The sequence below is a fragment of the Actinotignum schaalii genome (assembly GCF_028864145.1).
In the GTDB taxonomy this organism is placed as follows: domain Bacteria; phylum Actinomycetota; class Actinomycetes; order Actinomycetales; family Actinomycetaceae; genus Actinotignum; species Actinotignum schaalii_B.
The window spans coordinates 17,653-43,703 of sequence record NZ_JARBHJ010000021.1; the positions used below are offsets into that span (position 1 = coordinate 17,653).

The following is a 26,051-nucleotide window of genomic DNA, read 5'->3' on the forward strand; positions in this document are numbered from 1 at the left end:
CCGATGACCACCACTCCCCGGCGTGCTGCCCGCATTATCGCCCTGGATGAAGCCGGCCGCGTCCTCCTCATCCGCGGCCATGACCGGGACGATCCTTCCCACCGGTGGTGGTTCACGCCCGGTGGGGGACTGGAAGATACGGAAAGCCCCCAGCAGGCGGCGGTGCGGGAATTTCGGGAGGAGACCGGCGTCGTCGTAACTGAAACGGAACTTATCGGGCCGGTTCTGCGCCGGCACGCAACTTTTCGTTTTGCCCGTACCACCCTCAGCCAAGACGAAGAATTTTTCGCGGTGCGGCTGGACGCGGTGCGCGCCCGCGCGGCGGTGACCGGAAGCGGGCGGGCCTGGACCGCGGCGGAAGAAGAACTCCTCGACGTTATCGACTGGCGTGCCGGCGCGCAACTCGCTGGTTCCCCGAGGGAACGGGTGTATCCGGCGGGTCTCGCGGAGCTGGCGGCCCAGGTGCACGCCGGATGGGATGGGATTTGCCGCGAGCTTTGGGAGAACTAACCTCCCTGAACGGTACAGCTTAGGCGCGCTGCGGCCCAGGTAATAGTTCCCGGGCCTCGAACCGCGTACAATGGCTCCGGAAGTTTTTATCTACTCGGGAGGACACGTGTCAGGACACTCCAAGTGGGCAACCACTAAGCATAAGAAAGCCGCTAATGACGCCAAGCGCGGCAAGCTTTTCGCGCGTCTGGTCAAGAATATCGAAGTGGCAGCGGCAACCGGTGGTGGAGATCCCGCGGGCAATCCCACGCTCTTTGACGCGATCCGCAAAGCCAAGCAGAACTCGGTGCCGGCCGATAATATTGATCGCGCGGTTAAGCGTGGCTCGGGTGAAACTGATGATTCCATCCAGTATGAAGCCATTACTTACGAAGGTTACGGCCCGGGTGGGGTGGCTATCCTCATCGAATGCCTGACCGATAACCGCAATCGTGCCGCCTCGGATGTGCGTACCGCACTCACGCGCAATGGGGGGACCCTGGCGGATCCGGGTTCGGTTTCCTATCTCTTCAACCGTCGCGGTGTGGTGGAAGCGGTTAAAGGGGAGAACTCCGAGGATGACGTTCTCATGGCGGTTCTTGACGCCGGCGCCGAAGAAATTGAGGACGACGGCGAAACGTTCACCATTTACTGTGCTTCTAGCGATGTGGTAGCTGTGCGCACCGCGCTTCAGGAAGCCGGAATTGACTACAATTCCGCAGAATCACGCTTTGTTCCATCTACCAATGTTCCCCTGGATCGCGCCGGCGCGGAAAAGCTCCTCAAACTCACCGATGCGCTCGACGATGTCGATGATATTCAAGAGGTCTACACCAACGCGGATATCGCCGATGAGATCCTCGCTGAGCTCGAGGGTGAGTAGTGCGCATTCTGGGGATTGACCCGGGACTGACGCGCTGCGGGCTGGGAACCATTGACGCCGATGTGACGCGGCGGGTGCGTCTGGTGGATATGCGCGTGGCGCGCTCCCCGGTGGACCTGGCTCCGCATCGGCGTCTTCTCCTCATCGCGGATGAAATCGAGGCGGTGATCGCGGAATTTTCCCCCGAGGTCGTGGCGGTGGAACGCGTTTTCGCGCAGGAAAATGTGCGCTCGGTGACCTCAACCGCGCAGGTGGCCGGCATCGCTATGCTGGCTGCTGCCCGCGCCCAGCTTCCCCTCGGCTTGCATTCGCCCTCCGAAGTGAAGGCAGCGGTCACCGGTTCGGGGCGCGCCGGGAAACTCCAGGTGCAGAATATGGTTCAGCGGATTTTAGATCTGGCCGAGCTCCCGCGTCCCAAGGATGCCGCGGACGCCCTCGCCATTGCCATCACCCACGCTTGGCGCGGGGGCGCCCACGCCCTGGATGCCACGGTGGATAACGGTCAGCACGGTGGGGCCGGTACCCTCCCACGTGCCGAAGGAGCGGATTTAACCGCCGCGCAGCGCATGTGGGCGGGAGCTGAGCGCATGAGTCGGCGCGCCGGCGCGGTCTCCCCGCACCGCTCCGCTACCGGCTAGAGTCATGAGGAAGGAGCCCTGAGTGATTGCAAGTATTCGCGGAACTGTGAGCCGTGTTACCACCACTTTCGCGGTGATGGAGGTCGGCGGGTGGGGCGTCAAAGTTTTTGCGACGCCGGATACTCTCGCGCGCCTTCGCGAAGGCGCGGAAGCTTTTCTCTACACCTCGCTGGTTGCCAGCCGCGATGATCTTCCCTCCCTCTACGGTTTTAGCGAAGCGGACGAGCGCGACGTTTACGACATTATGCAAACGGTGTCCGGGATCGGCGCCAAAGTTGCGCTCGCTCTTCTCTCTGTCCACACCCCGAATGCTCTGCGCGCCGCCGTGCAATCCAAGGACGAAGCGGCTCTCACCCGGGTTCCCGGTATTGGCAAGAAGAGCGCCCAGCGCATTATTTTGGAGCTGGGCAATAAGCTTGGTCCGGCGCCGGTGGCGGCGGGTGAGACGGCCACCGCCGGGGCGGATCCCGATGCCGTGGTTGCCGGTCTGGTGGGACTGGGGTGGAAAGAAAGCGACGCCGTCGCCGCCTATGAAGAAGCGCGCGCGCAAGTACCGCAGGGCACCGTGGCCCAGCTGCTGCGCGCAAGTCTCCAAATACTAGGGGCCCGCCGATGAGCGAAGATATGTCCTTCGACGCCGGCCTGGTCTCCCCGGAAGCCAACGAAACGGAGCGTGCCGCCGAAGCGGCCCTGCGCCCGCGCCAGCTCTCCGAATTCGTGGGCCAGGATACCGTGCGTGACCAACTTTCTCTTGTGCTCCAGGCGGCGGTGCAGCGCGGGCGCACTCCCGATCACGTGCTCCTTTCCGGGCCGCCGGGTCTGGGGAAAACCACCCTCGCCATGATTATTGCGGCGGAAGTGGGCGGGGCGCTGCGCCTGACCTCCGGTCCGGCGATCCAGCATTCGGGAGACCTGGCTGCGATTCTTTCCTCCGTGCAGGAAAACGACGTCCTCTTCATCGATGAAATCCACCGCCTGGCCCGCAATGCCGAAGAAATGCTCTACCTGGCCATGGAAGATTTTCGGGTGGACGTGATGGTGGGGAAGGGACCGGGCGCCACCTCGATCCCGTTGCCGCTGCCTTTCTTCACGGTGGTAGGGGCGACGACGCGCGCCGGCTTGCTGCCCGCTCCCTTGCGTGATCGCTTTGGCTTTACGGCGCACCTGGAATATTACGAACAGCGCGACCTAGCCCGTATTGTGCGGCGTAATGCCGTTAAGCTCGGCCATAGCATTACCGAGGATGCCGCTCAGGAAATCGCCGGGCGTTCGCGCGGCACCCCGCGTATCGCCAACCGGCTGTTGCGCCGCGTCCAGGACTGGGCGCAGGTGCGCGGCACCGGGGAGCTGGACCTGAGGGCCGCGCGGGCCGCCCTCGACCTTTTCCAGGTGGATCCAGCCGGGTTGGATCGGCTTGACCGTGCGGTACTCGACGCGGTGTGTACCCGCTTTGGCGGTGGGCCGGTGGGCCTGACTACCCTGGCAGTTTCGGTGGGAGAAGAACCGGAAACGGTAGAGACGGTGGTGGAACCCTACCTGGTGCGCGAAGGCTATCTAGTGCGCACTCCGCGGGGGCGAATGGCGGCCCCGCGGGCCTGGACACATCTGGGTTTAACTCCGCCTACAGATTAGTTTCGTCACGGCCGCAGGTGTTTTCAGTTATGCACGGTAAACTGGCACGGTAATTATTGTCTTTTCCAAGGAGCTTTCGCGTGGAATTCGTCATCATGGGCGCCATCCTGGTGGGGATGGTTCTGTTCATGTCCCAGTCCAATAAGAAGGCCCGGGCACGTGCTGAAGAACACCGCAATAGCATTCTGGTGGTCGGCACAGATGTCATGACCACCGCGGGTTTTTACGGGCGCATTGTTGCTATTGACGGGGATGCGGTGACGCTCGAAAGTCCCTCCGGGGATGAAACTGTGTGGTCGCGCCTGGCTATTCGGGAGCAGGCCTCCATTCCCTTCGCGCCGGTCACTGAAGAAGAAGCGGCGGCGGAAGATGCTGCGGAAGCCGCTCGCCTGAGCGCTTCGGAGCTATCCGGAGCCGGCGCGAGCGATGCGGATAGTGCCGCGGGAACTGCTGCTTCCGCTAGTGCGGCGGCCCCGGAAGTGACCGGTCACGTGACTCCTCGGAGCACGGACTCGGCTTTTGGTGAAAAGAAAGATGAGTCGGGCTCGGCCTGGAAGTAAACACTATGTCTCAATCTAAAAATTCCGGCGTCCGGTTATCCTGGCGCCGGATCATTACCCTTGCGATCTTGGCGATCGCGCTCTTTGTCTCCCTGGGGGTGGGGTCGGCAACGGGCTCCGGATCGGAATCCCGGTGGACCCCGAATTTTGCTCTTGACCTCGAAGGGGGCACGGAGCTTATTCTCACCCCGAAGACCACGGATAATTCCGAGATCACTGCCGAAGATGTCAACCAGGCGATTGAAATTATTCGCCAGCGCGTGGACGCTTCGGGTGTGGCGGAAGCGGAAATTACCTCTCAGGGTGGCTCAAATATTGTGGTGGGTCTGCCCGGGCATCCCAGTCAGGAAACCCTCGACCTCGTGCGTAATTCCGCGGTGTTGCGGATGCGCCCGGTGCTCGCCATGGCGAATCCGGGAACCATGAAGGGCGAGGGGGAGAATGCCGCACCCCTGACCGGCACCGCGCTGGAAGAAGCGGCCATGAAGGCTGCCGACGCAGATGGAGACGGCAAGCTCTCCACCACTCCGCCCAGCCAGCCGAGCAACGCCTCGGATCCAGCTTGGGCGAAAACCGAGCGGGTCACCTACGATGCGCTGACCTTGGATTGCACCGCAGAGAACCCGGCTACCGCCCCGGAAGAAAACCCGGATACCGCGCTGGTGGCCTGCGGGCAAAGCAAGGATTCTAAAACGGGCGAGGTCACGCCGTTTAAGTACGTGCTCGGCCCGGCCGAGATTGCCGGAACGAACCTGACCCGGGCCACGTCAGGTTTCGATCAGCAGCAGGGCCAGTGGATTGTACAGTTGGAATTCGATAACGAGGGCGCGCAGAAGTTCTCTGAAGTGACCGGGCGGCTGGTGGGCCTGAAGAGTCCACAAAACCAATTCGCTATCGTTCTAGACGGGCGCGTTATTTCCTCCGCGGTTCCGCAAACCCAGATTTCAGGCGGGCAGGCCGTTATTAACGGTTCCGGCATTAACGCGACGACGTCGCGGGTGCTGGCCAACCAGCTGCAATTCGGTTCGCTACCCCTGGAATTTGAGGTGCAATCCGAACAGCAAATTTCGGCCACCCTCGGTTCTGAATCGCTGCGCGCGGGCCTGGTGGCCGGGCTGATCGGTCTTGTGCTTATTGTTCTTTACCTGATTTGGCAGTACCATGCCCTCGCTATTGTGGCTATCGGCTCGGTGGTGCTTGCCACGGGCTTGTCATACGGGGTTATTTGTTTACTGTCCTGGGTGATGGGTTACCGCTTGTCAATGGCCGGCGTCGTCGGTCTGGTTATTTCTATCGGTATCACGGTCGATTCCTTCATTGTGTTCTTCGAACGTATTCGGGATGAGATTCGTGACGGGCACGCGGTACGTACCGCGGTGCAGCGCGGATGGAAGCGCGCAACCCGCACGATTATCGCCTCTGATTCCGTCAACCTTATTGCCGCCGGGGTTCTCTACTTCATTGCAGTGGGCTCGGTGCGCGGTTTCGCCTTCACTTTGGGGCTCACCACGATCCTCGACCTCGTTGTCGTCTTTATGTTTACCTATCCGCTTATGACGCTGCTGGTGCGCACTAAGTTCTTCGGCGGGGGGCACCCGGCATCGGGTATGTCCGCCAAGCATTTGGCGCATACCCCGGCGTACCGCGGCCGTAAGGTTCCCGGGGAAGGCTCGCTTGCTGAGCGTCGCACCCGCGAGCGTCGGGCCGCTCTCCCCGCGAGCAGCGAGGGAAAGGAGAACGCCTAATGTCGATGTACAGCTTAGGTAATGATCTCTACTCTGGGCGGCGCAGCTTCAAAATTGTGCAGCGGCGCAAGACCTGGTACACCATCGCGATTATTTGCGTTATCGCCTCGTTTATCGCGCTCTTCACCCGCGGGCTCAATATGGGTATTGAGTTCACCGGTGGATCCCAGTTCACGGTCTCGGGGGCACAAACCACCGATCAGCGCCTCGCCTCGGATATCATGGCCCGCCACGGCGGGGATGCAGCCGCTCGCGTAGCCCAGGTAGGTGAGAACTCCCTGCGCATCCAAACCTCGGCGAATGCTGATGGTACCGGCGTGGGCAATGCGGAAACAGAAGCGATCCGCACGGAATTGGCTGAAGCATACGGAACCTCCGTTCAGGATGTCACCTCCACCTATATCGGCCCGGTGTGGGGCCAGGATATTTCCACGAAGGCCCTCCAGGGTTTCGTGGTCTTTATCGTGCTGGTGCTCCTCGCGCTGTGGGCTTATATGCGATCCTGGCGCAATGCCCTGGGCGCAATTGTTGCGCTCTTCCACGACCTTGTGGTGACGGTGGGTATTTACTGTCTCTTTGGATTCGAATTCACGCCGTCCACCGTGATTGGTCTGCTGACGATCCTCGGCTACTCCCTGTACGACACCGTGGTGGTTTTCGATAAGGTCCGTGAAAATACCGAGCACGTGCTGCGTCAGCACCGTGTGACCTTCGGGGAGTCCACGAACCACGCCGTCAACCAGACTCTCATCCGCTCCATCAACACCTCGGTCACCTCGATTATGCCGGTGGCATCCATTCTGTTCATCGGGGTGTACCTTATGGGCGCGGGTACCTTGCGCGATCTTGCGCTGGTGCTCTTCGTCGGTCTGCTGCTCTCGGCGTACTCGTCCATTTTCTTGGCGGCGCCGCTCGCCGTCACCCTGACGAATGCCGATCCGCGCATCAAGGCCCATAACGCGGAAGTGGCTGCTGCGCGCGCCGAACGTGTTGAGGCCGGTGTTGCGGAAGAGGACGTCGTCTCCGCGGTGCTCGAACCTGGCCACCATCTTGGTAATACCGCGCAGCCGCGCCGCAAGAAGAGGAGCAAGAAGTGAGCACTGCGTTTTCTTCGCAACTCGTGGAACTAGCGGCCAGTCGGGTGCGAGAACGTGAAAACTTCCCGGCGCCCGGGGTTATCTTTCGTGATATCACCCCGCTGATAGCAGACGGTGAAGCATTCCACCTCTTTATTGATGAGCTGGCCCGCCATTACGAAGGTAAGATCGACGCCGTTGCCGGGCTGGAATCACGCGGATTTATTTTGTCCGCGCCGCTGGCGTACGCCATGGGGCTGGGAATGGTCACCATCCGCAAAGCCGGGCGGTTGCCCGGGCCGGTTATCGGGGTTGATTATGAACTGGAATACGGTTCGGCCCGCATGGAGGTTCAGCCCTTTAATATTGAAGATGGACAGCGCGTTCTTATCATCGATGACGTTCTCGCCACCGGTGGAACCGCGAATGCAGCCTGTGAGCTGGTGGAAAGCTCGGGCGGGATTGTGGCCGGCCTGTGCATGCTCATTGAGCTGGCGGGTATGGGCGGTCGGGAGCGTCTGGCCGGTAGGCAGGTCGAAGCGGTGCTAACCTTCGATTAACGCAAGAGGGGAGTGGGGCATGTCGGAATCGCAGGGTCCGCGGGTACTATCGCGGCTATCGTGGTTGACCGGACGCACGGCCAGCCAGGTTCCTGATGCCCTGGAACCCCTTATGCGCGCCCTGGGTAATGTTGATAAGGAACGCATTATCCGGGCGTATAACGTGGCGGAGGAATGCCACCGTGGCCAGAAGCGGCGCTCGGGAGAGCCGTATATTACGCATCCGGTCGCGGTGGCAACCATCCTCGCCGAACTCGGAATGGACGAGGATACCCTCGTGGGTGCTCTCCTCCACGACACCGTGGAAGATACCGGATATACCCTCGAGCAGGTCCGGGATAATTTCGGCTCCACCGTGGAACTGCTCGTGGACGGAGTCACGAAGCTCGATAAGGTCGAATACGGAGAAGCAGCGCAGGCGGAAACGGTGCGCAAAATGGTGATCGCGATGTCCAAAGACATCCGCGTGCTTCTCATTAAACTTGCCGACCGGCTCCATAATGCCCGCACCTGGCGTTTCATGCCGCAGGAAAAGGCACGATCCAAGGCACATGAAACCCTGGAGATCTACGCGCCCCTCGCGCACCGCCTCGGCATGAATTCCATTAAATGGGAACTCGAGGACCTCTCTTTTAAAACCATGTACCCGGAGGTCTACGCCGAAATTGAATCCCTGGTGCAAGAACGCACCCCGGAACGCGAAGCGTATATCGCGAAAATCAAGGCCATTTTGGAGCGGGAGCTCAAGAGTTCCCATATTAAATGCACGATTACCGGTCGCCCTAAGCACTATTACTCCATCTACCAGAAGATGATTTTGCGGGGTAAGGACTTCGAAGATATTTATGACCTCGTGGGAGTGCGGGTACTCGTGGAAACTATCCCGGACTGCTACGCGGTGCTGGGTGTTGCCAATACTATTTTCACGCCCATTCAGGGGCGGATCAAGGACTATATCACCACCCCTAAATTCAACCTCTACCAGTCGATTCACACCACGGTTATCGGCCCGGATAACCGCTCTCTTGAAATTCAGATCCGTACCTACGATATGCATAGGCGCGCGGAATACGGAGTGGCAGCGCACTGGCGGTATAAGGAAAACCCGAATGCCACCAAGCGCGGGGGCGGGACCGCGAAAGTCGACGAAGAAACAACCCAGCTCAACTGGCTACGCCAGCTAGTTGATTGGCAGCGGGAAACCGCGGACCCGGCAGAATTCCTCGAGTCGCTCTCCTATGAGATCTCCGGTAATAAGGTGTACGTGTTCACTCCGGCCGGGGAAGTTATGGAGCTCCCCACCGGAGCCACCCCGGTCGATTTCGCCTATGCTGTCCACACGGAAGTGGGGCATCGTACGGTGGGGGCGCGGGTGAATGATCGTCTCGTCACCCTCGATCACAAGCTGGAATCCGGGGATACGGTTGAGATTATTACCGCGAAAAGCCCGGATGCCGGACCTTCCCTCGGCTGGCTTGATTTCGTGGCAAGTCCGCGTGCCCGCGCCAAGATCCGGGTGTGGTTCAAGAAGAGTCGCCGGGATGAAGCGGTAGAAGAGGGCAAGGATAAGCTTGCCCGCGCCATCCGTAAACGTAACCAACCCGTCCAGCGCCTCATGAGCCATGACACACTCGCGGAAGTAGCGCGGGAGGCCGGACGCAGTTCCGTCGATGACCTGTACGCGGGTATTGGGGAAGGGGATATCTCCCCCGAAACGGTGGTGCGTAACCTCATTACCTCCCAGGGCGGGCAGGCCGGGGTGGAGGAAACTCTCGCGGAGGCAGTGACTCCGAACCGTATTTCACGGCGGCGGAGCACGGCCAGCACCGATAACGCTGTGGTGGTCCAAGGTATGGAAGCCGGGGATGTTATGGTCAAGCTAGCCCGCTGCTGCACCCCGGTTCCCCCCGATTCCATCGTTGGTTTCGTGACTCGCGGCTCGGGTGTGTCCATCCACCGCGCGGATTGCCCGAATGTGGAGCAGTTGCAAAAGCAACCGGAACGATTCCTCGAGGTGCACTGGGCTGATGATTCCGAAGCGGTGTACGTTATCCAGGTCCAGGTGGACGCACTCGACCGGCAGGGCTTACTCTCCGATATTTCCCGAGCGCTCCTGGATAACGGGGTGAATCTTCTGGCCGGCAATATGATGACCACGAAAGAACGCATGGTGCGTAACACCTTCACCTTTGAGATGGCCGATCCGCATCACCTAGCTCGGGTGCTGGCAGATCTACGCAAGATTGAAGGCGTGTACGATGCGTACCGGGTGACTAATTCCAAGCCCGCTAATCAGCGCCGGGTGGAATCTCCGCGTGCATAGCGCGGATTCGCCGCGGTTACGGCACGGAGCTGAACGCCGGAAGCTCCTGGTCGCTCCCGTGCTTAGCGCTGGGCAATAGCATGCACAGCCGCACGCGCTGCGGCGAGGTGCCGGCCGGTCAGGTTTTCTGCCGCCGCTTCCCACCCATCAGCTTCTAGAAGGCGCTGCCGCGCCACCTCCAGAGCACAGGTAATTGCTACGTCCAGCTCTTCCTGGCGAAAAATATCCGTGATGGTACGTGGCAGCGTGGTTAAGCACAAGCCGGCTATCGATTGGCGCTCCTCGGGTGCCGGCTTGCGGATAGTCCGTGACTTAGCTCGCACGCTACAGATCCGAATCAGCCGGTCCGCGGGCCAGTAACCGGTATAAACCCACATTGCGCTCAGTGTGGTGGCAATGCTATCCCGCCCCAGTACCTGCGCAAGAAGAGAAGCCCGCAGCGGCGCATAGGCGGCACAATCAGCCGCGCACACTAACCCGGGAGCGTATTCCACCAGCAAGCCAGCGTTAATATCCAGGCGCTGCACCCCGTCCACATACATACCGAGAGTGTGTGGTGGTGAATAAAATAATGCAAGCCGCTCTCCCCAGGCGGGGAGAGCGGCTTGCATTTATCCACAGGTAGGAAAAAGTTACAGATCCTTATTTACCTGCTCGAGCCAGGCCACGCGGGCGGCCCGCGCCTCGTTTAGCTCGGTGAGCTTCTTTTCATCACCGGCCTGTCGGGCCTGGGCGATTTCCTCATCGAGTTCGGCGATAAGCGCTTCGAGCTGTGCGGCCATACCGGAAGAACGCTGCTGCTTTTCCGGGTCGGTACGGTTCCAGCGGTCGTTTTCCGCCGCGCGAATCTTTTCCTCAATTTCCCGCATCCGGCCCTCGGTCCGGGCGATATCACCGCGGGCCACAAAGCCGATCTCATCCCAGCGTTCCCCGATCTCACGGAGCTTTTCGCGGGCTTCATCAACATTGGTAATGGGAAGGAGAGCTTCAGCTTCCGCCACCAATTCGAGCTTCGCGGCCAAATTTTCCGCGTACTGGCTATCCACCTGGCTGAAATGCGCATCCCGAGCGTCGTAGAAAGGTTGGCGAGCGGCCATGAAACGCTCCCAGAGCTTATCGTCATCGCGGCGCCCGGCCCGCCCTGCCCGCTTCCATTCATCCATGAGTTCGCGGTAGCGATCCCCGGTTTCCCGCCAATCGGTGGAGGAGGAGAGCGTGGCGGCCTCCGCAATGAGCTTTTCCTTGGTGGCCTTCACCTGGCTGCGGCGTACATCCAGTTCCTTATAGTGGTTGCGCCGGGCGCGATCAAAGGTGGAGCGGGCAGTAGCAAAGCGCCGCCACAGTGCTTCTTCGGTGGGACGATCAATGCGCGCACCCTGGCGCTGGGCCCGTTTCCAACTTTCGAAAAGATCATTGAGCTCAGCGCGGGTATTCTGCCAGTGGATGGTGTGCGGATTCGCGTTGGCGAGTTCCTCAGCGCGTTCCACAATCTGGGTTCGCTCCTGGAGAGCAGCTTCCTTGGCGGCGGCGCGCTGAGCCGCGTATTCCTTGGCGCGCAGCGCCACGACTTCTTCGAGCTTATCCAAGCGAGTGCGCAGCGCCGCGATATCACCCACCGCGGCCGGTTCGGCCAGTTCCTTGCGTAGGGATGCAATTGACTTGCGGCTTTCTTCGGGGGATACGTGGTGGGCACGCGTTTCTGCCAGACTTACCTGGGTATCCAGGTCAATATAGCGGCGAATATAGAATTCCAGGGCATCATCTTCGGTGCCGGAAGCCGCGTAATGGCCAACGACCCGTTCGGTATCGCCATCCTTAAGCCACACCTTCCCTTCGTCGTCCACGCGTCCGAAAGGACGGGCTTTGGCGACGGCGGCCGGATCCAGCGGCGCGGGAGCGGGCTGAGCGGGATGAGCTGTGGACATTGTTACTCCTTGTGGAGAAAGAGGCGTGAGGTACACGCCGCGGGACAACTTTAATTCTTACGGTATACCACAATTGTGCCACGGAGAAAGGGATTCCGGGTGCCAGTAGGAAAAAATCGGGAGAAAGGATACGGTTAATGCATGATTTTCTTGCGGTATTCCAATACTGCCCTGGAGGCGAATTGTTATATCATGGCCGACCCTACTCATCGGGTTGCCCTGGTTGTTGATGCGGGAGCTGGCAGCGCCGCGTGGGTAGAACGCACCCTGGCAGCCCGTCATTTGCGCCTGGGCGCCGTACTGGCCACGCACGGGCACGGGGATCATGTGTGGGATGCCGGGGTGGTGGCCGGCTCAAGCGTGCCGTGCTTTATCGCTGAGCCTGACGCATACCGGCTGGATAATCCGATCGCCAATGCTTTTTACGCGCCGCTCGTCCTGGCCGCCACCGGGGGGCGTTCCTGGGTGAAACCGGAAAAGATCGTGCCTCTTCCCGAAGAAATATACGCGGAGGGAATGGAGCTGGTTCCCGGTGTGCACCTGCGCGCCATCGCTACCCCGGGGCATACCGAGGGCTCGACAGTTTTTCTCTTCTCGGGGCGCTTCGAAGCGGATCCAGAAACTCCGCAGCTTCCCGATTGGGGTTTCGGGGAGAATTTCATGATCACCGGAGATGTGCTCTTCCGGGACGGAGTGGGCCGCACCGACCTCGCGGGCGGGAACGATGCGCAGATGCGCGCTTCCTTGCGCACCATCGTTGCCGAGGTGGACGGCTCCACGATTTTCTTCCCCGGCCACGGCAAACCCTCCACCCTGGCGCGCGAGCTCAAAGCCTCACCGTACCTGCGCGCCTATATCGCGATGAAGTGAAAGAATAGTACCTATGAAAATTGCGCCGATTTCCGGTTTCCCCGAATGGCTTCCGCAAGCCCGTATCGTGGAACAGAAAGTTCTTGACACCCTGCGTTCCACCTTTGAACTCCACGGTTTTTCGGGGGTGGAAACTCGCGCCGTCGAACCTATGGATCAGCTGCTGCGCAAGGGCGAAACTTCCAAAGAAGTGTATGTGCTGCGCCGCCTCCAGGGGGAGGAAGGCCAGGATTCCGGCCTCGGTCTTCATTTCGATCTCACCGTGCCGCTGGCCCGTTACGTGCTGGAAAACGCCGGAAAACTCGATTTCCCCTTCAAGCGCTACCAAATCCAGAAGGTCTGGCGCGGCGAACGCCCCCAGGACGGGCGCTTCCGGGAGTTTTACCAGGCTGATGTTGATGTGGTTGGCCAGGACTCCCTCGCCTTCCACCACGATATTGAGTTGCCGCTCGTCATGGTTGATGCGTTGAGCAAGCTTCCCATCCCAAGGGTGCGGGTGCGTGCCTCGAACCGTAAACTCGCCCAGGGCTTCTACGAAGCGATCGGGCTGGAAAATACCGAGGAAACCCTGCGAATCCTAGATAAGCTCGACAAGGTCGGCCCGCACGTGGTGACCGAGTTACTCTCCGAACACGTGGGTGCAAGCGCGGAGCAGGCGCAACTTGCCTTGAGCTTGGCGGGTATCATCACCGAGGATGCCTCCTTCGTAGACAGAGTCCGCGCGCTTGGTGCGTCGTCGTCGCTCTTGGACGAAGGCCTGGAAGAACTAGCAACACTCGTCACCGAAGCGAACTCTCTCATACCCGGTTCGGTCAGCGCGGATCTGTCTATTGCACGCGGTCTGGACTACTACACCGGTTCTGTTTTCGAATCGACGGTGGAAGGTCACGCAGATCTTGGCTCGGTATGCTCGGGTGGGCGCTACGATAACCTGGCAACGGCCGGTAACCGCAGCTATCCGGGCGTGGGCCTGTCCATCGGGGTATCGCGCCTGCTCGCACGTTTCCTGCACCAGGATCTGCTGCGTGCTAGCCGCAAGGTTCCCACGGCCGTGTACGTGGCGGTCAACGATGAATCCGAACGTCACCATGCCTCCACCATCGCGGCACGTTTGCGTGCCCGCGGTATTCCGGCGGACGTCTCGCATAACGCCACGAAATTCGGTAAGCAGATTAAAGCGGCTGATAAGCGCGGTATTCCCTTTGTGTGGTTTACAACGGCGGAAGGCGAGCAGGTTCGTGATGTGCGCTCGGGCACCCAGGTCCCCGCTGACCCGGACACCTGGACTCCGCCGGAAGAAGATCGCTACCCGCGGGTGATTATGCCGTGAGTCGCCTGCTTTCCCTTGAGCGGGTGCGCCAGGCGCTGGAAGACCTGAGGTTCCCACTGCCCACCCCGGGGGCGGCAGACGGGCGCGATGCTCGCACCGACGGTCTCCACCAGCTTGATGACTACGTGCTCCCGCGCCTGCGCTCCCTGGATGCGCCGCTGGTGGCCGTGGTGGGCGGATCTACGGGCTCGGGTAAATCGGCCCTGGTGAACGCCCTCGTGGGTGCACCGGTGACACCATCTTCCGCGCTGCGCCCCACTACCCGGATCCCGGTGCTCGCCCACGCTCCCGGGGAGGGAGCATGGTTTTCCGGCGACCGTATTTTCCCCGGGCTGGCTCGTTTGAATGGCGACGGCGCAGCGCTTGCGCCAGAACGTTCCGGCAAGGGCGCAGCGGTGGTTGTGAGCGACGGCGCAGCAGCGGTTGGTAGCGCGCGGGCGGCGAAAGCGAGCGGTGACATCCGCTTGGTGGAATCACCTCGTATCCCGCGGGGCCTGGCACTGGTGGATTCTCCGGATATTGACTCAGTCGAGGGGGATAACCGTAGATTGGCCGGCCAGCTTCTCCAAGCGGCTGACTTGTGGGTTTTTGTTACCACCGCCGCGCGTTATTCGGATGCGATTCCATGGGCCCTCCTCGATGAAGCAGCCGAGCGCAATATTGTCATTGCCGTTGTCCTCAATAGGGTTCCTGTTGGGGATGCCGCGGCGATTCGCCCCGATTTGATCCGCAGGCTTGAGGAACGCGGTTTGGGAAGCGCCCCGCTCTTTGTGATAACCGAGTACCCGGGGGCGCCGGGCATTCCGGAGGCCGATGTGGCTCCGCTGCGTGAGTGGCTCGCCGGGCTCGCCCGTGATGAACGTTCGCGTGCCTCGGTAGCGCGCCAAACTCTCACCGGGGCGCTCGCTAGCCTGGCCGATACCTGCGCCCAGGCCCGCGACTCTTATCTCGAACAGATCGAGGAAGCCGAACGCTTAGACACAGAGGTCAGTGCTGCGCTGAAAGAGGCACGTGCCCGAATAGAATCCGGTATCGCGGATGGTACCGTGTTGCGCGGCGAGGTGCTGCGTCGCTGGCATGAGATGCTCGGCAGCGGGCAGTGGGCTCGCGCTGTGCAGGCAGGTGTCACGCGTTGGCGTGATCGGCTGAGCTCGCGGCGTACCGCTAGCCGGAACGCAAGCGAAGAAGCCGTGGGAGAGGCCATCGAAGACTCCCTCACCGATATGCTCCTCACCGCGGACGCCGGCCTGGCTACTTGCCTTACCACCGAATTGGAGCGCAGCGCAGCGGGTGCGGGAATAGTTCTCGCTGTTGAGTCCCGGGGCGCGGAGGCCGGTTCCGAGCGCGATACCGCGGCGGGAGATGCCGGGCATGATGCCGCGGTAGGCGGGGCTATCGAAGCCGGCAGGGATCGCGCGGCTCGCCGGGACGCTGCCGGAGCCCTGGTCCGTGATTGGCGCCGCTCTCTCATGGATATGCTCGGCGAGCAGGGACACGGCAAGCAGCTCACCGCACGCGTCGTTTCCCTCGGTATTAATGCGGTGGGCGTCGCGCTCATGCTGGTTGTTTTTGCTCACTCCGCCGGTCTTACCGGTGGAGAAGTAGCTATCGCCGGGGGAACGGCCGTGGTAGCGCAGCGCGTTTTGGAAGCTATTTTCGGCGACGACGCTGTTCGCCGCATGGCCGCTTCCGCTACCGAGGATCTCCTCGGGCGCGCAGAAGAGTTCTTCGCGGCCACGGCCGCACCCTATCGAGAGGAAATCGCGCGCTTGGGAGTCAGCACAGATGCTCTGAATGAGCTAGATGAGGCGATGCGTAGCGCGGAAGGGAGGCGCGGATGGATCTCCCCACTGGATTAAAGAACCTGGAGCAGGCCCTCGACCTGGGTGGTGCCTACCTTGATGAGTCGGTGCGTGCCCAGGCGCGCGATGTGCTAACCCGCGCGCGCCAGCGCGGTCTGATAGGAACCGAACGCACCGTGGTGGCTCTGGCAGGCGCCACCGGCTCGGGTAAGTCATCCCTGCTTAACGCCATTGTGGGACAGGAGGTGGCCGGGGTGGCCGCCACCCGTCCAGCCACCCGCGCACCTCTAGGAGTATCGGGGCGCCATGCCTCTGATGTCCTCGATTGGCTCGGGGTGCGCGAACGTAAAGTGCTGCTCCAGCTAGCTCCCGATACCACCGCCAATCTGGTGCTTGTGGACCTGCCGGATATTGATTCCACGGCGGATACCCATCGCGTCCAGGCCGAGCGTATTATTGCCCGAGCCGATGTGGTTATCTGGGTACTCGACCCCCAAAAATACGCGGATGCCGTGGTTCACGAAGACTTCTTGGCCGCGATGAGCGAATATCATTCGTCTCTCCTCATCGTCATCAATCAAGTTGATCGTCTCGGTGCTGGTGATGAAGAAGCTATTGTCGCGGATCTGGGGCGTATTCTCGTCACCGAAGGCGTGAGCGCGGATATTGTGGCGGCCTCGGCACTCACCGGGCGCGGCATCGAAGAGATTCGCGGGGCGCTGGTAGAAATCGCGGCGGGGAAGAGAGCTGCGGCAGAAAAACTCGCCGCGGATGTGCGGACCGCGGGAGCCGCGCTCACGGAGAACCTCATTTACCAGGGCGGCTATCCGCGTGACCTCACCGATATTGCCGGGGTGGATGAGCTCGTTAGCGGGCTGGCTCGGGCCGGCGGGCTCAGCTCCGCAGCACGCGAAGCGGCAGGACATTACCGGAGGGCGGCACGGCGTGCCACCGCCTGGCCGCCGCTGCGCGGGCGGGGTAGGCGAGCCCTTCCCGGTGGCAGAAACGGAAGCGGCGCAGATATTATGCGTAGTTCCGCAGCGGGAGTTACGTCTCATTCGGCCGCCACTACCGATACGGGTGCCAGGCCATATGTGGCGGGCAGCGTTGCGGCAGTGGCTAGCTCCGGAGCCGTGGAAAACACTCGGGTAACTTTGGCCGAATTCACCACCCAAGTTACCCGTTTTCTCCCGCGTTCCTGGCGCGGGGCGGTACGCGATGAGAGTTCCCGGCAAGCTGCGCGGCTCGCCGATAACATCGCCCGGATAATCGCGCGGGAAAGCCAGGCCTGGCACCGGCCGCGCTGGTGGGGCTGCGCCGCGGCCCTCCAATGGCTCGCTTTCGCCGCTCTGATGCTGGGAGCGCTAGGACTAGCCGCCGGAATCATCACCGAGGTCGGGGGAGTGACCCTTCCGCTGGGGCTGCGTCGGGCGAGCCTGATCTGCTTGGTGGCCGGTTCCGTATGCGGCGTCGTCGTAAGTATGAGCGCGAGGGCCGCACGCACGCGCGGGGCGCAGCGCCTGGAACGGCAGGTGAGCACCCGGGCGCGCGCCGCTATCGAAACCGAAGTTCGCGAAAACGTGCTGGTGCCGTTCCGCACGGAAATGGAACGCTACCGAGACTTTGCGCGCGCCGTGGCATCATTAATGCGGGTGTCTGCCTGACTCGGGCCGACACCCGCCGCGTGTAATGCAAGAACTTGCATGCGCGTGTATGATTATAATGCAAGGGAGTGCGGGCCGCCGGTTCGCGCTCCCGGTGATGCGAAAGGATCATTGTGACCGCCGGAATTCCTTCGAGTCGCACCGCCCGCCAAGGGCTTATCGCCTCGATTCTGGATGCTCATCTCATCGGTTCCCAAAATGAACTGCGGGAGTATCTCATACGTGCCGGGGTGGATGTCACCCAGGCTACGCTCTCCCGTGATTTAGACGATTTGGGGGCCGTTAAGATCCGGGTGGACGGATCGATGGCATATCGCATCGCTGACCAGACGATGGATACCGGGGAGCGCCTGGCGCGGTGGGCTCGTGAAATACTGCTCAGCGCCGAATGTGCTCTCAACCAGATCGTGTTGCGCACCCCGCCCGGGGCCGCGCAGCTACTCGCCGCCGGGATTGACCGGGCGCGCTTGGATGGCGTGCTCGGGTGCGTTGCCGGAGACGACACCGTGCTGGTCATTGCCCGTAGCGAAGAACGCGCGGTAGAGATCAGGCAACACCTCCTCTCAATGGGGGAGAAAAAGGAGTAATAATGGCGAAGGAGCGGGTAGTTCTCGCCTATTCGGGCGGACTGGATACCTCGGTGGCGATCGGCTGGATCGGGGAACGAACCGGAGCCGAAGTCATCACGGTCGCCGTGGATGTAGGCCAGGGGGGCGAGGATCTGGAGACCATTCGCCAACGCGCCCTCGATTGCGGGGCCGTGGAAGCCTATATCGCCGATGCCCGCGATGAATTCGCCAGCGAATACTGCATGCCGGCCCTCAAGGCCGGGGCGCTCTATATGGACGCCTACCCGCTTATTTCCGCGATTTCCCGTCCGGTCATCGTGAAGCACCTGGTGGCAGCGGCCCGGCAATTCGGGGCGAGTACGGTAGCGCACGGATGCACCGGAAAAGGCAATGACCAGGTACGTTTCGAAAACGGCATTACCCAGTTGGGACCGGATCTGGCCTGCCTATCCCCGGTGCGTGACCTCGCGCTCACCCGCGAATTCGCTATTGATTACGCCAATAAGCACAATTTGCCCATCGAAACCACCCACCATAATCCCTTCTCCATTGACCAGAATGTGTGGGGCCGGGCTATTGAAACCGGGTACCTCGAAGATCTATGGAATGCACCCACGAAGGATGTGTATACCTACACGGATGATCCGACCTACCCGCCATTGCCTGATGAAGTGATTATCACCTTTGAGGGCGGTATTCCGGTTAAGATCGACGGCGAAGCAGTCACTCCGCTGCAAGCTATTGAGCAGCTCAATAAGCGGGCTGGAAAGCAGGGGATTGGCCGGATTGATGTGGTTGAAGACCGCTATGTCGGTATTAAATCCCGTGAGATTTACGAGGCACCGGGTGCCATGGCGCTGCTCACCGCGCATAAGGAACTCGAGAACGTGACGATGGATCGCGAGCAAGCTCGTTTCAAGCGTACGGTCGCAGATCGCTGGGCGGATATCGTATACGAAGGCCAGTGGTTCTCCCCACTTAAGCGCTCCCTCGATGCTTATATCGAAGATACCCAGCGTTATGTCTCCGGTGATATTCGTATGGTTATGCATGGCGGGCGCGCTACCGTCACCGGGCGACGCTCGGAGGCTTCGCTTTACGATTTCAATTTGGCTACTTACGATGCCGGTGACTCCTTCGACCAGTCCCACGCGAAGGGCTTCATCGAATTGACCGGGCTGCCCGCGAAACTTGCAGCCGCTCGCGATGTTACCTTCGGGCGCGGGGTGGCTATCCCGCCCGCGCGGCTGAACTAGTGAGGCGCGTGAGCTCGACCGAACTAAGTTTTGCTCGCGCGGCGAGGTTCCCGGCGAGCAGCTACAGGTATTTAGGATGCACGCCAACTTAGCCGTATCGAGAACGGGGCCGAGGTCGTCATAACCCCGGCCCCGTTTTTATTCGGTGCTTGACAATGCGTTACTTCGCTTCGCGGGCGCGCAGCATCGCCGGCGAAGCGGGCCGGCGCATGAAAATAATCGAGACAGTCAGAGCGAGTGCCACAATAAAACAGATGGTCCCCATGGAAGCCGCGTAACCGGTGAACCAGGCACCGTCTCCGCGCGGGGTACCTTCGTTGACGAAAGCGAAGAGGATGGCGGTTACCATGGCATTGCCGATAGCGGTGGTAATACGCTGACTGGTTTGCTGCACCCCGCCCGCGGTACCGCCGTGGGCTCGCGGAACATCAATCATCGCCTGGGTCTGATTGGCCGAACCAATGACGCCAATTCCGAAGCCGAAAACGCAAATGGGAAGGGAAAGCCACCACGGGCTCCACCCCGAATAGGCAATTCCAGCGGCCAACGGAATACTTGAGGCGAGCGATACCAGTGCGAGCGCGAAAGCGCCAGCCTGGATATGCCGGCCCCAAGCCACCGCGTAGCGCCCCGCCCACACCGAGGCGTAGGCCGAGGCAATCGCATTGGGCAGGCCGAGCATGCCGGCCTGCAGTGCATTGAATCCCATGCCCTGCTGGAGATACATGGCCAGCACCACGAAAACAGATGTTGTCCCAAGGAACTGGATGGCGGTAATGGAGGTGCAGAAACTGAAGGATTCGATGCGGAAGAGGCGTAGGTTGACCATGGGAATCCGGCCCCGCTTCGCGTAAGAATGCTCCCAGAGCACCCAGGCGAGCCCGAGAAGGGCCCCACCGCCCAGCAGTGCCCAACGCCAGGCGAAGTGCGACATGAAGGGCAGCATGAGGCAGAGCACGGCGAGAGCCAACAGGGTCATTCCCACCGGGTCGAGGTCGAGGTGATGCCCGCGTCGGCGACCGACCGGTTGGCCCCGACGTTCCATTTCTGCCCGGTAGGCGGCGTCAATCTTGGCGGCGTCGTCGCCAATAGCACGCCGTTCCTTCAGGAACGGCAGCAAGAAAATACCCAGCCCCAAACCGAGCAAGCCGAGCGGGACGTTGAGAATAAAGGACCATCGCCAGCCCACGGGCCCGAAGATCTGGACGAGGCTCCCCGAGAGCAGCGGTCCCACGGCAACCGAGGCAGAAATGGCCAGGCCCATATAGGCGAAGGCTTTCGCGCGGGCGTGACCGTCGAAATACTGCATAATCATGCCGGTGACCTGGGGAGAGAAAATCCCCGAACCGATGCCCTGGAGGGCGCGCGCGATATTGAGGATCAACGCGTCGCTGGCAACCCCGCACAGTAGCGAGCCGAGTGTGAACACCGCCATCCCGATCATCCACAGCGAGGAACGTCCGAAGATATCACCCAGGCGCCCCGCGGGTACCAGGAGCAGCCCGAAAGCTAGGGAATAGCCGGAGAGCACCCACTGAATATCACCGCGCCCGGCATTCAGGCCCGTTTCGATAATGGGAAGCAGATTATTAACCGAGCTGACCTGAATAAGCGACATGACGAGCGCAACGATGAGCACCACGAGGAGCTTATTGCGGTCATACGTTCGGTCCGAACCCGGAATCGTGAAATAACGCGTATTTTCCATTCCATCCTTCACAACAACGCGCACGCTGGCGGCATAGATATAGCCGTGAGACGAACGCACCCTAGCTCCGGTAACTCTGCGATGCTGTGGTGTACAAAGGTGAGCGACGGGGCGGCGGAATAGCCGAACACCCGGCGCATGCACAAAAAGAGCCCGCGCGGAGGCGAGCGAGCAGAGACAGCAGTCCCGGTACGGGTGCCAGCATAGCAGCATTCCCCGCCAATGCCAGTTGTGACGAATCTTGCGCCGCGGCCCAAGCGTGGGAGAATACCCGTATGGATACTTCACATAAGACTTCAGAAGGTACGCGTCCTGCCAACAGCGGCGCGGAAGAGATTCTGCGCACTCAGCTTAACCACCGCACCATTCGTGATTTTGATGGCCGGCCGCTCGGAGAGGAACTTACTGGCGCCCTGATCCAGGCAGCCCTGCACGCCGCGACCTCGCAGGGCATGCAATACGCAAGTATTATCCGGGTGCAGGATCCGGACCGCCGCCAGGCGATTGCGGAAATCTGCACCCAGGCTTATGTGGCGCAGGCACCTGAATTGTGGATTTTCGTGGCGGATACGCGCCGCGTCTGGCGCGTATGCCAGGAGCAGGGGGTCGAGGGCGCCGGTGCCCGTAGCTATGACGCCTTTAACGCCGCGGTTGCGGATTGCATGATCGCGGCCCAGAACACCGTGGTGGCTGCGGAAGGTCACGGTTTGGGTACCACCTACCTCGGTTCTATTTTGAACGACGCCGAACGCATGTGCCAGGTGCTGGACCTGCCCGAACTCACGTTCCCGGTTATCGGCCTCATTATGGGCTACCCCGATTCGCAGCGTATTCCCGAGCTCAAACCGCGCATGGATGCCGGGCTGCGCGTTTTTACCGATCATTATCAGGAACCGGAATCCGCGGTGGAATCGCTGCGTGAATACGACGCCGCTATCGCGCCCTGGGTGGATATCCGTTACGGAAAGCCGGTCGGGCCTTTCACCGAGTACGTACCCACCCGCCTGAGCGGGTCGGTGGCACGCCGTGGGCGACTCCTGGCAGCCATTGGAGCGCAGGGCTTTGACGTGGCACTTCCAGTGGAAGATGTAGCAGAGTAGTGGGATACCGGCGGGTGCACGGAATTTTCCGCGGGGGAGCGGCTGAACTTCCCGCATGAAAGTGACCGTGTTTAGAATAGTGTAATGACTGAACATCTCGCCCTATGGGGTGGGCGCTTCAGCGGTTCCAGCGCTGACGCCCTGACCGAACTTTCACGCTCGACTCATATTGATTGGCGCTTGGCACCCTACGATCTTGCCGGGAGCCACGCCCACGCCCGGGCGTTGGCCAAGGCAGGCCTCTTGGACCACTCCGAGCTTGCCGCGATGCTCGCTGCTTTAGATACGCTCGGACAGCGGGTGGCTAGCGGGGAACTCACGCCTTCCCCCGATGATGAAGATGTGCATACGGCTCTAGAACGTGCCCTGCTGGCCGAAGCCGGGGTGGAGCTGGGAGGAAAGCTTCGCGCTGGGCGTTCGCGCAATGATCAAATCGCTACTCTCATCCGCATGTACCTGCGCGACGCGGCGCGGTACCTGAGTGAAAAACTGCTGACGGTGGTTCAGGCCCTCGTTTCGCAGGCCGAACGTGCCGGCAACGCGGTGATGCCCGGGCGCACCCACCTCCAGCACGCCCAGCCGGTGTTGGTGGCCCATCATTTGCTCGCCCATGTCTGGCCGTTATTGCGCGATATCGGGCGCTGGCAGGACTGGGATAAGCGGGCTGCGTATTCACCCTACGGTGCCGGGGCTCTGGCGGGGAATACCCTGGGGCTGGATGCTGCGGCAATCGCTACAGAACTGGGCTTTAATGCCCCGGAACACAATTCCATCGACGCCACCGCCGCACGGGACGTGGTTGCCGAATTCAGCTATATTTGCGCTCAGATCGGGGTGGATCTTTCGCGGCTTTCCGAAGAAATTATCCTGTGGAATACCCGCGAATTCCGCTTCGTCACTCTTGATGATGCATACGCGACCGGATCCTCGATTATGCCGCAGAAAAAGAACCCGGACGTGGCCGAATTAACCCGCGGCAAGAGCGGACGACTCATCGGTGATCTGGCCGGATTGTTAGCTACCCTCAAGGGACTCCCGCTCGCCTATAACCGAGATCTGCAAGAGGATAAAGAACCGGTTTTCGACGCCATCGATACCCTCGACCTCCTCCTCCCCGCGGTAGCGGGCATGGTGGAAACCATGGAGCTCAATTACGCGCGCATGGCCGAGCTGGCGCCCCAGGGATTCTCCCTCGCCACCGATATCGCCGAGTGGTTGGTGCGTGGCGGGGTTCCTTTCCGTGACGCGCATGAAATTTCGGGTCGCGCGGTCGCCTTCTGCGAAGAGCGCGGCATTGAGTTATGGGATATGGACGACGACGAGCTGCGCTCCATCGACGCGCGGCTCACTCCGGATGTCCGGGAAGTACTCACGGTGGCCGCCTCTGTAGGGGCCCGGCGCGGGGCGGGCGGCACCGCTCCGGAGCGGGTCGCGGAGCAGCTGGCCAGTGCGCGGGAATTCATCGGGCGCGCGGAGGGCTTTGCCCGCAGCGCGACCGATGCGTCGTCGTAAAAATATAGTGGCAAGAAAAAACCGGGCGTGATAACGTCCGGACGTGACGTTACGGAAAGGCCCGTGACGCGCGAATCACAACGGAAGGACACGAGACGTGAAGGACGTTCTTGAGGAACTGGAATGGCGGGGGCTGATCGCCCAGCATACGGATATTGACGCGCTGCGTAGCGCGCTGAACTCCGGTCCGGTCACCTTCTATTGCGGTTTTGATCCGACGGCGGCTTCTCTGCACCACGGTCACCTTGTCGCGGTGAAGCTCATGCGGCATCTCCAACTGGCCGGACACCATCCCCTGGTGCTGGTAGGTGGGGCAACCGGGCTCATTGGGGATCCGCGCCCCTCAACCGAACGCACGCTTAATTCACGGGACACCGTTGCTCAATGGGTGGAATCTCTGGCCGGGCAGTTGCGCGGCCTGTTGGATTTCGAGGGAGATAACCCGGCTCGGCTCGTCAATAACTTGGATTGGACCGGGCAGCTTTCCGCGATTGATTTCCTGCGCGACTTGGGTAAGCATTTCCGGCTCGGGACGATGCTTTCCAAAGACATTGTGGCGCGGCGCCTGGAATCGGACGAGGGCATTTCCTACGCCGAATTTTCTTACCAGGTTCTCCAGGCCAATGATTACCTTGAGCTGTTCACTCGTTACGGCTGCACCTTGGAGGTTGGCGGGAACGACCAGTGGGGCAACCTCGTAGGCGGCATGGACCTCATCCGCAAGGTGACAGGGGAGTCGGTGCACGTGCTCACGAATCCGCTGATCACCAAGTCGGATGGCACGAAGTTTGGGAAATCTGAGGGTGGGGCCGTATGGCTCAACCCCGAGATGCTCAGTCCCTACAAGTTCTTCCAGTTCTGGCTCAATACCGCCGACGAAGATGTGGTGCATATGCTCAAGGTCTTTACTTTCCGGACTCGGGAAGAGATCGAGGAGCTGGCTACCGCGGTGGCGGAGCGCCCCCAGGAAAGGCGGGCACAACGCGTGCTTGCTCAAGATGTGACGGCCTGGGTGCATGGCGCGGACGTGGCAGAACGAGTGGACAATGCCTCGCGCGCGCTCTTCGGCGGTGACGGTTTGGCCGCTTTGGATGCGGATACCCTGCGTGATGCCGTGGCAGAACTGCCGCAGGCGAACGCGAGTCTGGGAGCTTCCATTCCCGAGCTCTTCGTGGCCACGGGTCAAGAACGGGGTCTGGGCGCCGCGCGGCGAACCGCGAAATCCGGCGGCCTGAATATCAACAATCGCAAAGTCGGAGAGTCTGACGTGCTGACTAGCAGCGATGTGCTTCCCGGGGGTGTTGTGGTGTTACGCAAGGGCAAGAAAAACCTCGCGGTTATCCGCGTTACGGACTAAATAGCGAAGTCAAAACAGCTTTCGCACGTGAGCTGTGATGGGTAGGCGGCGTTACCGGTGACGGTAGCGCCGCCACTATCTATGAACCACGGTGCACGAATAGATCAGTACGGGATATCGGCGTAATTGACGATTTTTGCCGGGCGTGCTGCGGCTTTTATCGGGTTTTTGGGTGTTTTCCAAGTGTTTTCCGTTCATTTAGCCAGGTGTGGTGGGTGTCTCGTTGGTTTGGTTTGCGTTGGGCGGGTTGGGCTTGTAAGCTTGTTATCCGTCGCCGAGAGCCGGAAACGCCTCGAGGTGGCACGGAAACTCCTCGTGAGTAGCCTAGTTCACTAGCTTCCCGCTTTGAAAGAATCGAGTGGTGGTGGTAGGCTTACGGGGTTGCTCTTCTTGAGCGTGGATGATTCTTCCTGGGCTGACCAGTCAATGGTTTTGGTGGTTGGTGTGGGGTGTGGGTGTGGTGTTTGGATGCTTAATAGCGTGTCTGACTATTATTTTTTACGTGAAATTTTTTTGTTCACATGACCTTTGCTGGGTTGACTGATGTTGTTGTTGGTTTCCTGGTTGGTTGTGTGGGTGTGTGCGAGGACAGTTAGCACTCCAATAGATAGTGACTAGATGCCGTGTTTTTATGTGGTGTTTGGTTTGTTTGTTGGTGGTGTGTTGTTCTTGTTATTTATATATATTTTTTGAGCTAGTTATTTTTCTTGCTCTTTACAGTTTTTTTGTGGAGAGTTTGATCCTGGCTCAGGACGAACGCTGGCGGCGTGCTTAACACATGCAAGTCGAACGATGAAGCCTGCAACTTGTTGTGGGTGGATTAGTGGCGAACGGGTGAGTAATACGTGAGTAACCTGCCCTCCTTTTTGGGATAAGCCTTGGAAACGGGGTCTAATACCGAATATTCTGGATGATTCGCATGGATTGTTTGGGAAAGCTTTTGTGAAGGGGGATGGGCTCGCGGCCTATCAGCTTGTTGGTGGGGTGATGGCCTACCAAGGCGGTGACGGGTAGCCGGCCTGAGAGGGTGACCGGCCACATTGGGACTGAGA

22 protein-coding genes and 1 rRNA gene are annotated in these 26,051 nt (G+C 60.7%); 20 read left to right on the forward strand and 3 right to left on the reverse strand.

Annotated elements, in window-relative coordinates; translation table 11 throughout:
- The first annotated feature begins 3 nt into the window (after positions 1-3).
- The 10 genes from PWJ82_RS05650 to PWJ82_RS05695 all read left to right on the forward strand — a co-directional run bounded on the left by PWJ82_RS05650 (position 4) and on the right by PWJ82_RS05695 (position 9,906).
- The gene (locus PWJ82_RS05650; protein ID WP_274735738.1) at positions 4-510 is read left to right on the forward strand and encodes an NUDIX hydrolase; all 507 of its coding nucleotides are present in this window, start codon (positions 4-6) and stop codon (positions 508-510) included.
- 106 nt (positions 511-616) lie between these two features.
- Positions 617-1,372, forward strand: a complete 756-nt coding sequence (locus tag PWJ82_RS05655; RefSeq protein WP_016442670.1) for a YebC/PmpR family DNA-binding transcriptional regulator — start codon at positions 617-619, stop codon at positions 1,370-1,372.
- Positions 1,372-2,010 (forward strand): crossover junction endodeoxyribonuclease RuvC, encoded by a 639-nt coding sequence (gene ruvC / locus PWJ82_RS05660; RefSeq protein ID WP_274735741.1) that lies wholly within the window; start codon positions 1,372-1,374, stop codon positions 2,008-2,010. Before PWJ82_RS05655 ends, ruvC begins: the two co-directional genes overlap by 1 nt.
- A gap of 22 nt (positions 2,011-2,032) precedes the next feature.
- The gene (gene ruvA / locus PWJ82_RS05665) at positions 2,033-2,626 is read left to right on the forward strand and encodes a Holliday junction branch migration protein RuvA (protein ID WP_016442672.1); all 594 of its coding nucleotides are present in this window, start codon (positions 2,033-2,035) and stop codon (positions 2,624-2,626) included.
- Entirely contained in the window at positions 2,623-3,642 is a 1,020-nt protein-coding gene (gene ruvB, locus PWJ82_RS05670; RefSeq protein WP_016442673.1) for a Holliday junction branch migration DNA helicase RuvB, read from the forward strand. Before ruvA ends, ruvB begins: the two co-directional genes overlap by 4 nt.
- A gap of 80 nt (positions 3,643-3,722) precedes the next feature.
- Positions 3,723-4,202 (forward strand): preprotein translocase subunit YajC, encoded by a 480-nt coding sequence (locus tag PWJ82_RS05675; RefSeq protein WP_274735744.1) that lies wholly within the window; start codon positions 3,723-3,725, stop codon positions 4,200-4,202.
- A gap of 5 nt (positions 4,203-4,207) precedes the next feature.
- A complete protein-coding gene (gene secD, locus PWJ82_RS05680; RefSeq protein WP_274735746.1) occupies positions 4,208-5,947 on the forward strand; it encodes a protein translocase subunit SecD in 1,740 nt (579 codons plus the stop codon).
- Positions 5,947-7,044, forward strand: a complete 1,098-nt coding sequence (gene secF, locus PWJ82_RS05685; RefSeq protein WP_274735747.1) for a protein translocase subunit SecF — start codon at positions 5,947-5,949, stop codon at positions 7,042-7,044. The genes secD and secF overlap by 1 nt, the downstream gene beginning before the upstream one ends.
- On the forward strand, positions 7,041-7,583 hold the full coding sequence (locus tag PWJ82_RS05690; protein WP_016442677.1) for an adenine phosphoribosyltransferase: 543 nt from the start codon (positions 7,041-7,043) through the stop codon (positions 7,581-7,583). The genes secF and PWJ82_RS05690 overlap by 4 nt, the downstream gene beginning before the upstream one ends.
- 19 nt (positions 7,584-7,602) lie before the next feature.
- Entirely contained in the window at positions 7,603-9,906 is a 2,304-nt protein-coding gene (locus tag PWJ82_RS05695) for a RelA/SpoT family protein (protein ID WP_016442678.1), read from the forward strand.
- 62 nt (positions 9,907-9,968) lie between these two features.
- Here the strand turns inward: PWJ82_RS05695 and PWJ82_RS05700 are convergent, their stop codons facing one another.
- Both PWJ82_RS05700 and PWJ82_RS05705 read right to left on the reverse strand, forming a co-directional pair.
- Positions 9,969-10,448, reverse strand: coding sequence for a hypothetical protein (locus PWJ82_RS05700; RefSeq protein WP_016442679.1), 480 nt, complete (start codon positions 10,446-10,448; stop codon positions 9,969-9,971).
- 90 nt (positions 10,449-10,538) lie between these two features.
- Positions 10,539-11,831: a DUF349 domain-containing protein gene (locus PWJ82_RS05705; protein WP_274735751.1), complete on the reverse strand. Its 1,293-nt coding sequence runs from the start codon at positions 11,829-11,831 to the stop codon at positions 10,539-10,541.
- 141 nt (positions 11,832-11,972) lie between these two features.
- Between PWJ82_RS05705 and PWJ82_RS05710 the strand changes: the two genes are divergently transcribed.
- From PWJ82_RS05710 to PWJ82_RS05735, 6 genes are all read left to right on the forward strand, one after another.
- Positions 11,973-12,701 carry an MBL fold metallo-hydrolase gene (locus tag PWJ82_RS05710; RefSeq protein WP_274735753.1) on the forward strand — a complete coding sequence of 243 codons (729 nt, stop codon included), beginning with the start codon at positions 11,973-11,975 and terminating at the stop codon, positions 12,699-12,701.
- Between the two features lie 13 nt (positions 12,702-12,714).
- Positions 12,715-14,031: a histidine--tRNA ligase gene (hisS, locus tag PWJ82_RS05715; protein ID WP_274735755.1), complete on the forward strand. Its 1,317-nt coding sequence runs from the start codon at positions 12,715-12,717 to the stop codon at positions 14,029-14,031.
- Positions 14,028-15,890 (forward strand): hypothetical protein, encoded by a 1,863-nt coding sequence (locus tag PWJ82_RS05720; RefSeq protein WP_274735756.1) that lies wholly within the window; start codon positions 14,028-14,030, stop codon positions 15,888-15,890. The genes hisS and PWJ82_RS05720 overlap by 4 nt, the downstream gene beginning before the upstream one ends.
- On the forward strand, positions 15,869-17,497 hold the full coding sequence (locus PWJ82_RS05725) for a dynamin family protein (protein ID WP_274735757.1): 1,629 nt from the start codon (positions 15,869-15,871) through the stop codon (positions 17,495-17,497). Before PWJ82_RS05720 ends, PWJ82_RS05725 begins: the two co-directional genes overlap by 22 nt.
- Before the next feature lie 113 nt (positions 17,498-17,610).
- Positions 17,611-18,084, forward strand: coding sequence for an arginine repressor (locus PWJ82_RS05730; RefSeq protein ID WP_274735758.1), 474 nt, complete (start codon positions 17,611-17,613; stop codon positions 18,082-18,084).
- Between the two features lie 2 nt (positions 18,085-18,086).
- Entirely contained in the window at positions 18,087-19,322 is a 1,236-nt protein-coding gene (locus PWJ82_RS05735; protein WP_016442686.1) for an argininosuccinate synthase, read from the forward strand.
- A gap of 160 nt (positions 19,323-19,482) precedes the next feature.
- Here the strand turns inward: PWJ82_RS05735 and PWJ82_RS05740 are convergent, their stop codons facing one another.
- Complete coding sequence (locus PWJ82_RS05740; RefSeq protein WP_155875866.1) at positions 19,483-21,030, reverse strand: MFS transporter; 1,548 nt, start codon at positions 21,028-21,030, stop codon at positions 19,483-19,485.
- A 275-nt stretch (positions 21,031-21,305) separates the two neighbouring features.
- On the opposite strand from PWJ82_RS05740, the gene PWJ82_RS05745 reads away from it, so the two are divergent.
- The 4 genes from PWJ82_RS05745 to PWJ82_RS05760 form a co-directional block, all read left to right on the forward strand.
- Positions 21,306-22,130: a nitroreductase family protein gene (locus PWJ82_RS05745; protein WP_274735759.1), complete on the forward strand. Its 825-nt coding sequence runs from the start codon at positions 21,306-21,308 to the stop codon at positions 22,128-22,130.
- 84 nt (positions 22,131-22,214) lie between these two features.
- Positions 22,215-23,642, forward strand: coding sequence for an argininosuccinate lyase (gene argH, locus PWJ82_RS05750; RefSeq protein ID WP_274735761.1), 1,428 nt, complete (start codon positions 22,215-22,217; stop codon positions 23,640-23,642).
- A gap of 97 nt (positions 23,643-23,739) precedes the next feature.
- On the forward strand, positions 23,740-24,999 hold the full coding sequence (tyrS, locus tag PWJ82_RS05755; protein ID WP_274735762.1) for a tyrosine--tRNA ligase: 1,260 nt from the start codon (positions 23,740-23,742) through the stop codon (positions 24,997-24,999).
- Positions 25,000-25,723: 724 nt separating this feature from the next.
- Positions 25,724-26,051: ribosomal RNA gene (locus PWJ82_RS05760) — 16S ribosomal RNA — on the forward strand; the annotation flags it as partial.

What these genes read in the sequence shown, in the direction of transcription:
- argH (WP_274735761.1), top strand. Translation starts at nt 22,215, where the DNA reads ATGACTGAACATCTCGCCCTATGGGGTGGGCGCTTCAGCGGTTCCAGC.
- PWJ82_RS05740 (WP_155875866.1), bottom strand. Translation starts at nt 21,030, where the DNA reads ATGGAAAATACGCGTTATTTCACGATTCCGGGTTCGGACCGAACGTAT.
- PWJ82_RS05710 (WP_274735753.1), top strand. Translation starts at nt 11,973, where the DNA reads ATGATTTTCTTGCGGTATTCCAATACTGCCCTGGAGGCGAATTGTTAT.
- secF (WP_274735747.1), top strand. Translation starts at nt 5,947, where the DNA reads ATGTCGATGTACAGCTTAGGTAATGATCTCTACTCTGGGCGGCGCAGC.
- PWJ82_RS05745 (WP_274735759.1), top strand. Translation starts at nt 21,306, where the DNA reads ATGGATACTTCACATAAGACTTCAGAAGGTACGCGTCCTGCCAACAGC.
- PWJ82_RS05650 (WP_274735738.1), top strand. Translation starts at nt 4, where the DNA reads ATGACCACCACTCCCCGGCGTGCTGCCCGCATTATCGCCCTGGATGAA.
- PWJ82_RS05725 (WP_274735757.1), top strand. Translation starts at nt 15,869, where the DNA reads ATGGATCTCCCCACTGGATTAAAGAACCTGGAGCAGGCCCTCGACCTG.
- PWJ82_RS05735 (WP_016442686.1), top strand. Translation starts at nt 18,087, where the DNA reads ATGGCGAAGGAGCGGGTAGTTCTCGCCTATTCGGGCGGACTGGATACC.
- PWJ82_RS05705 (WP_274735751.1), bottom strand. Translation starts at nt 11,831, where the DNA reads ATGTCCACAGCTCATCCCGCTCAGCCCGCTCCCGCGCCGCTGGATCCG.
- PWJ82_RS05700 (WP_016442679.1), bottom strand. Translation starts at nt 10,448, where the DNA reads ATGTATGTGGACGGGGTGCAGCGCCTGGATATTAACGCTGGCTTGCTG.
- secD (WP_274735746.1), top strand. Translation starts at nt 4,208, where the DNA reads ATGTCTCAATCTAAAAATTCCGGCGTCCGGTTATCCTGGCGCCGGATC.
- PWJ82_RS05695 (WP_016442678.1), top strand. Translation starts at nt 7,603, where the DNA reads ATGTCGGAATCGCAGGGTCCGCGGGTACTATCGCGGCTATCGTGGTTG.
- hisS (WP_274735755.1), top strand. Translation starts at nt 12,715, where the DNA reads ATGAAAATTGCGCCGATTTCCGGTTTCCCCGAATGGCTTCCGCAAGCC.
- ruvB (WP_016442673.1), top strand. Translation starts at nt 2,623, where the DNA reads ATGAGCGAAGATATGTCCTTCGACGCCGGCCTGGTCTCCCCGGAAGCC.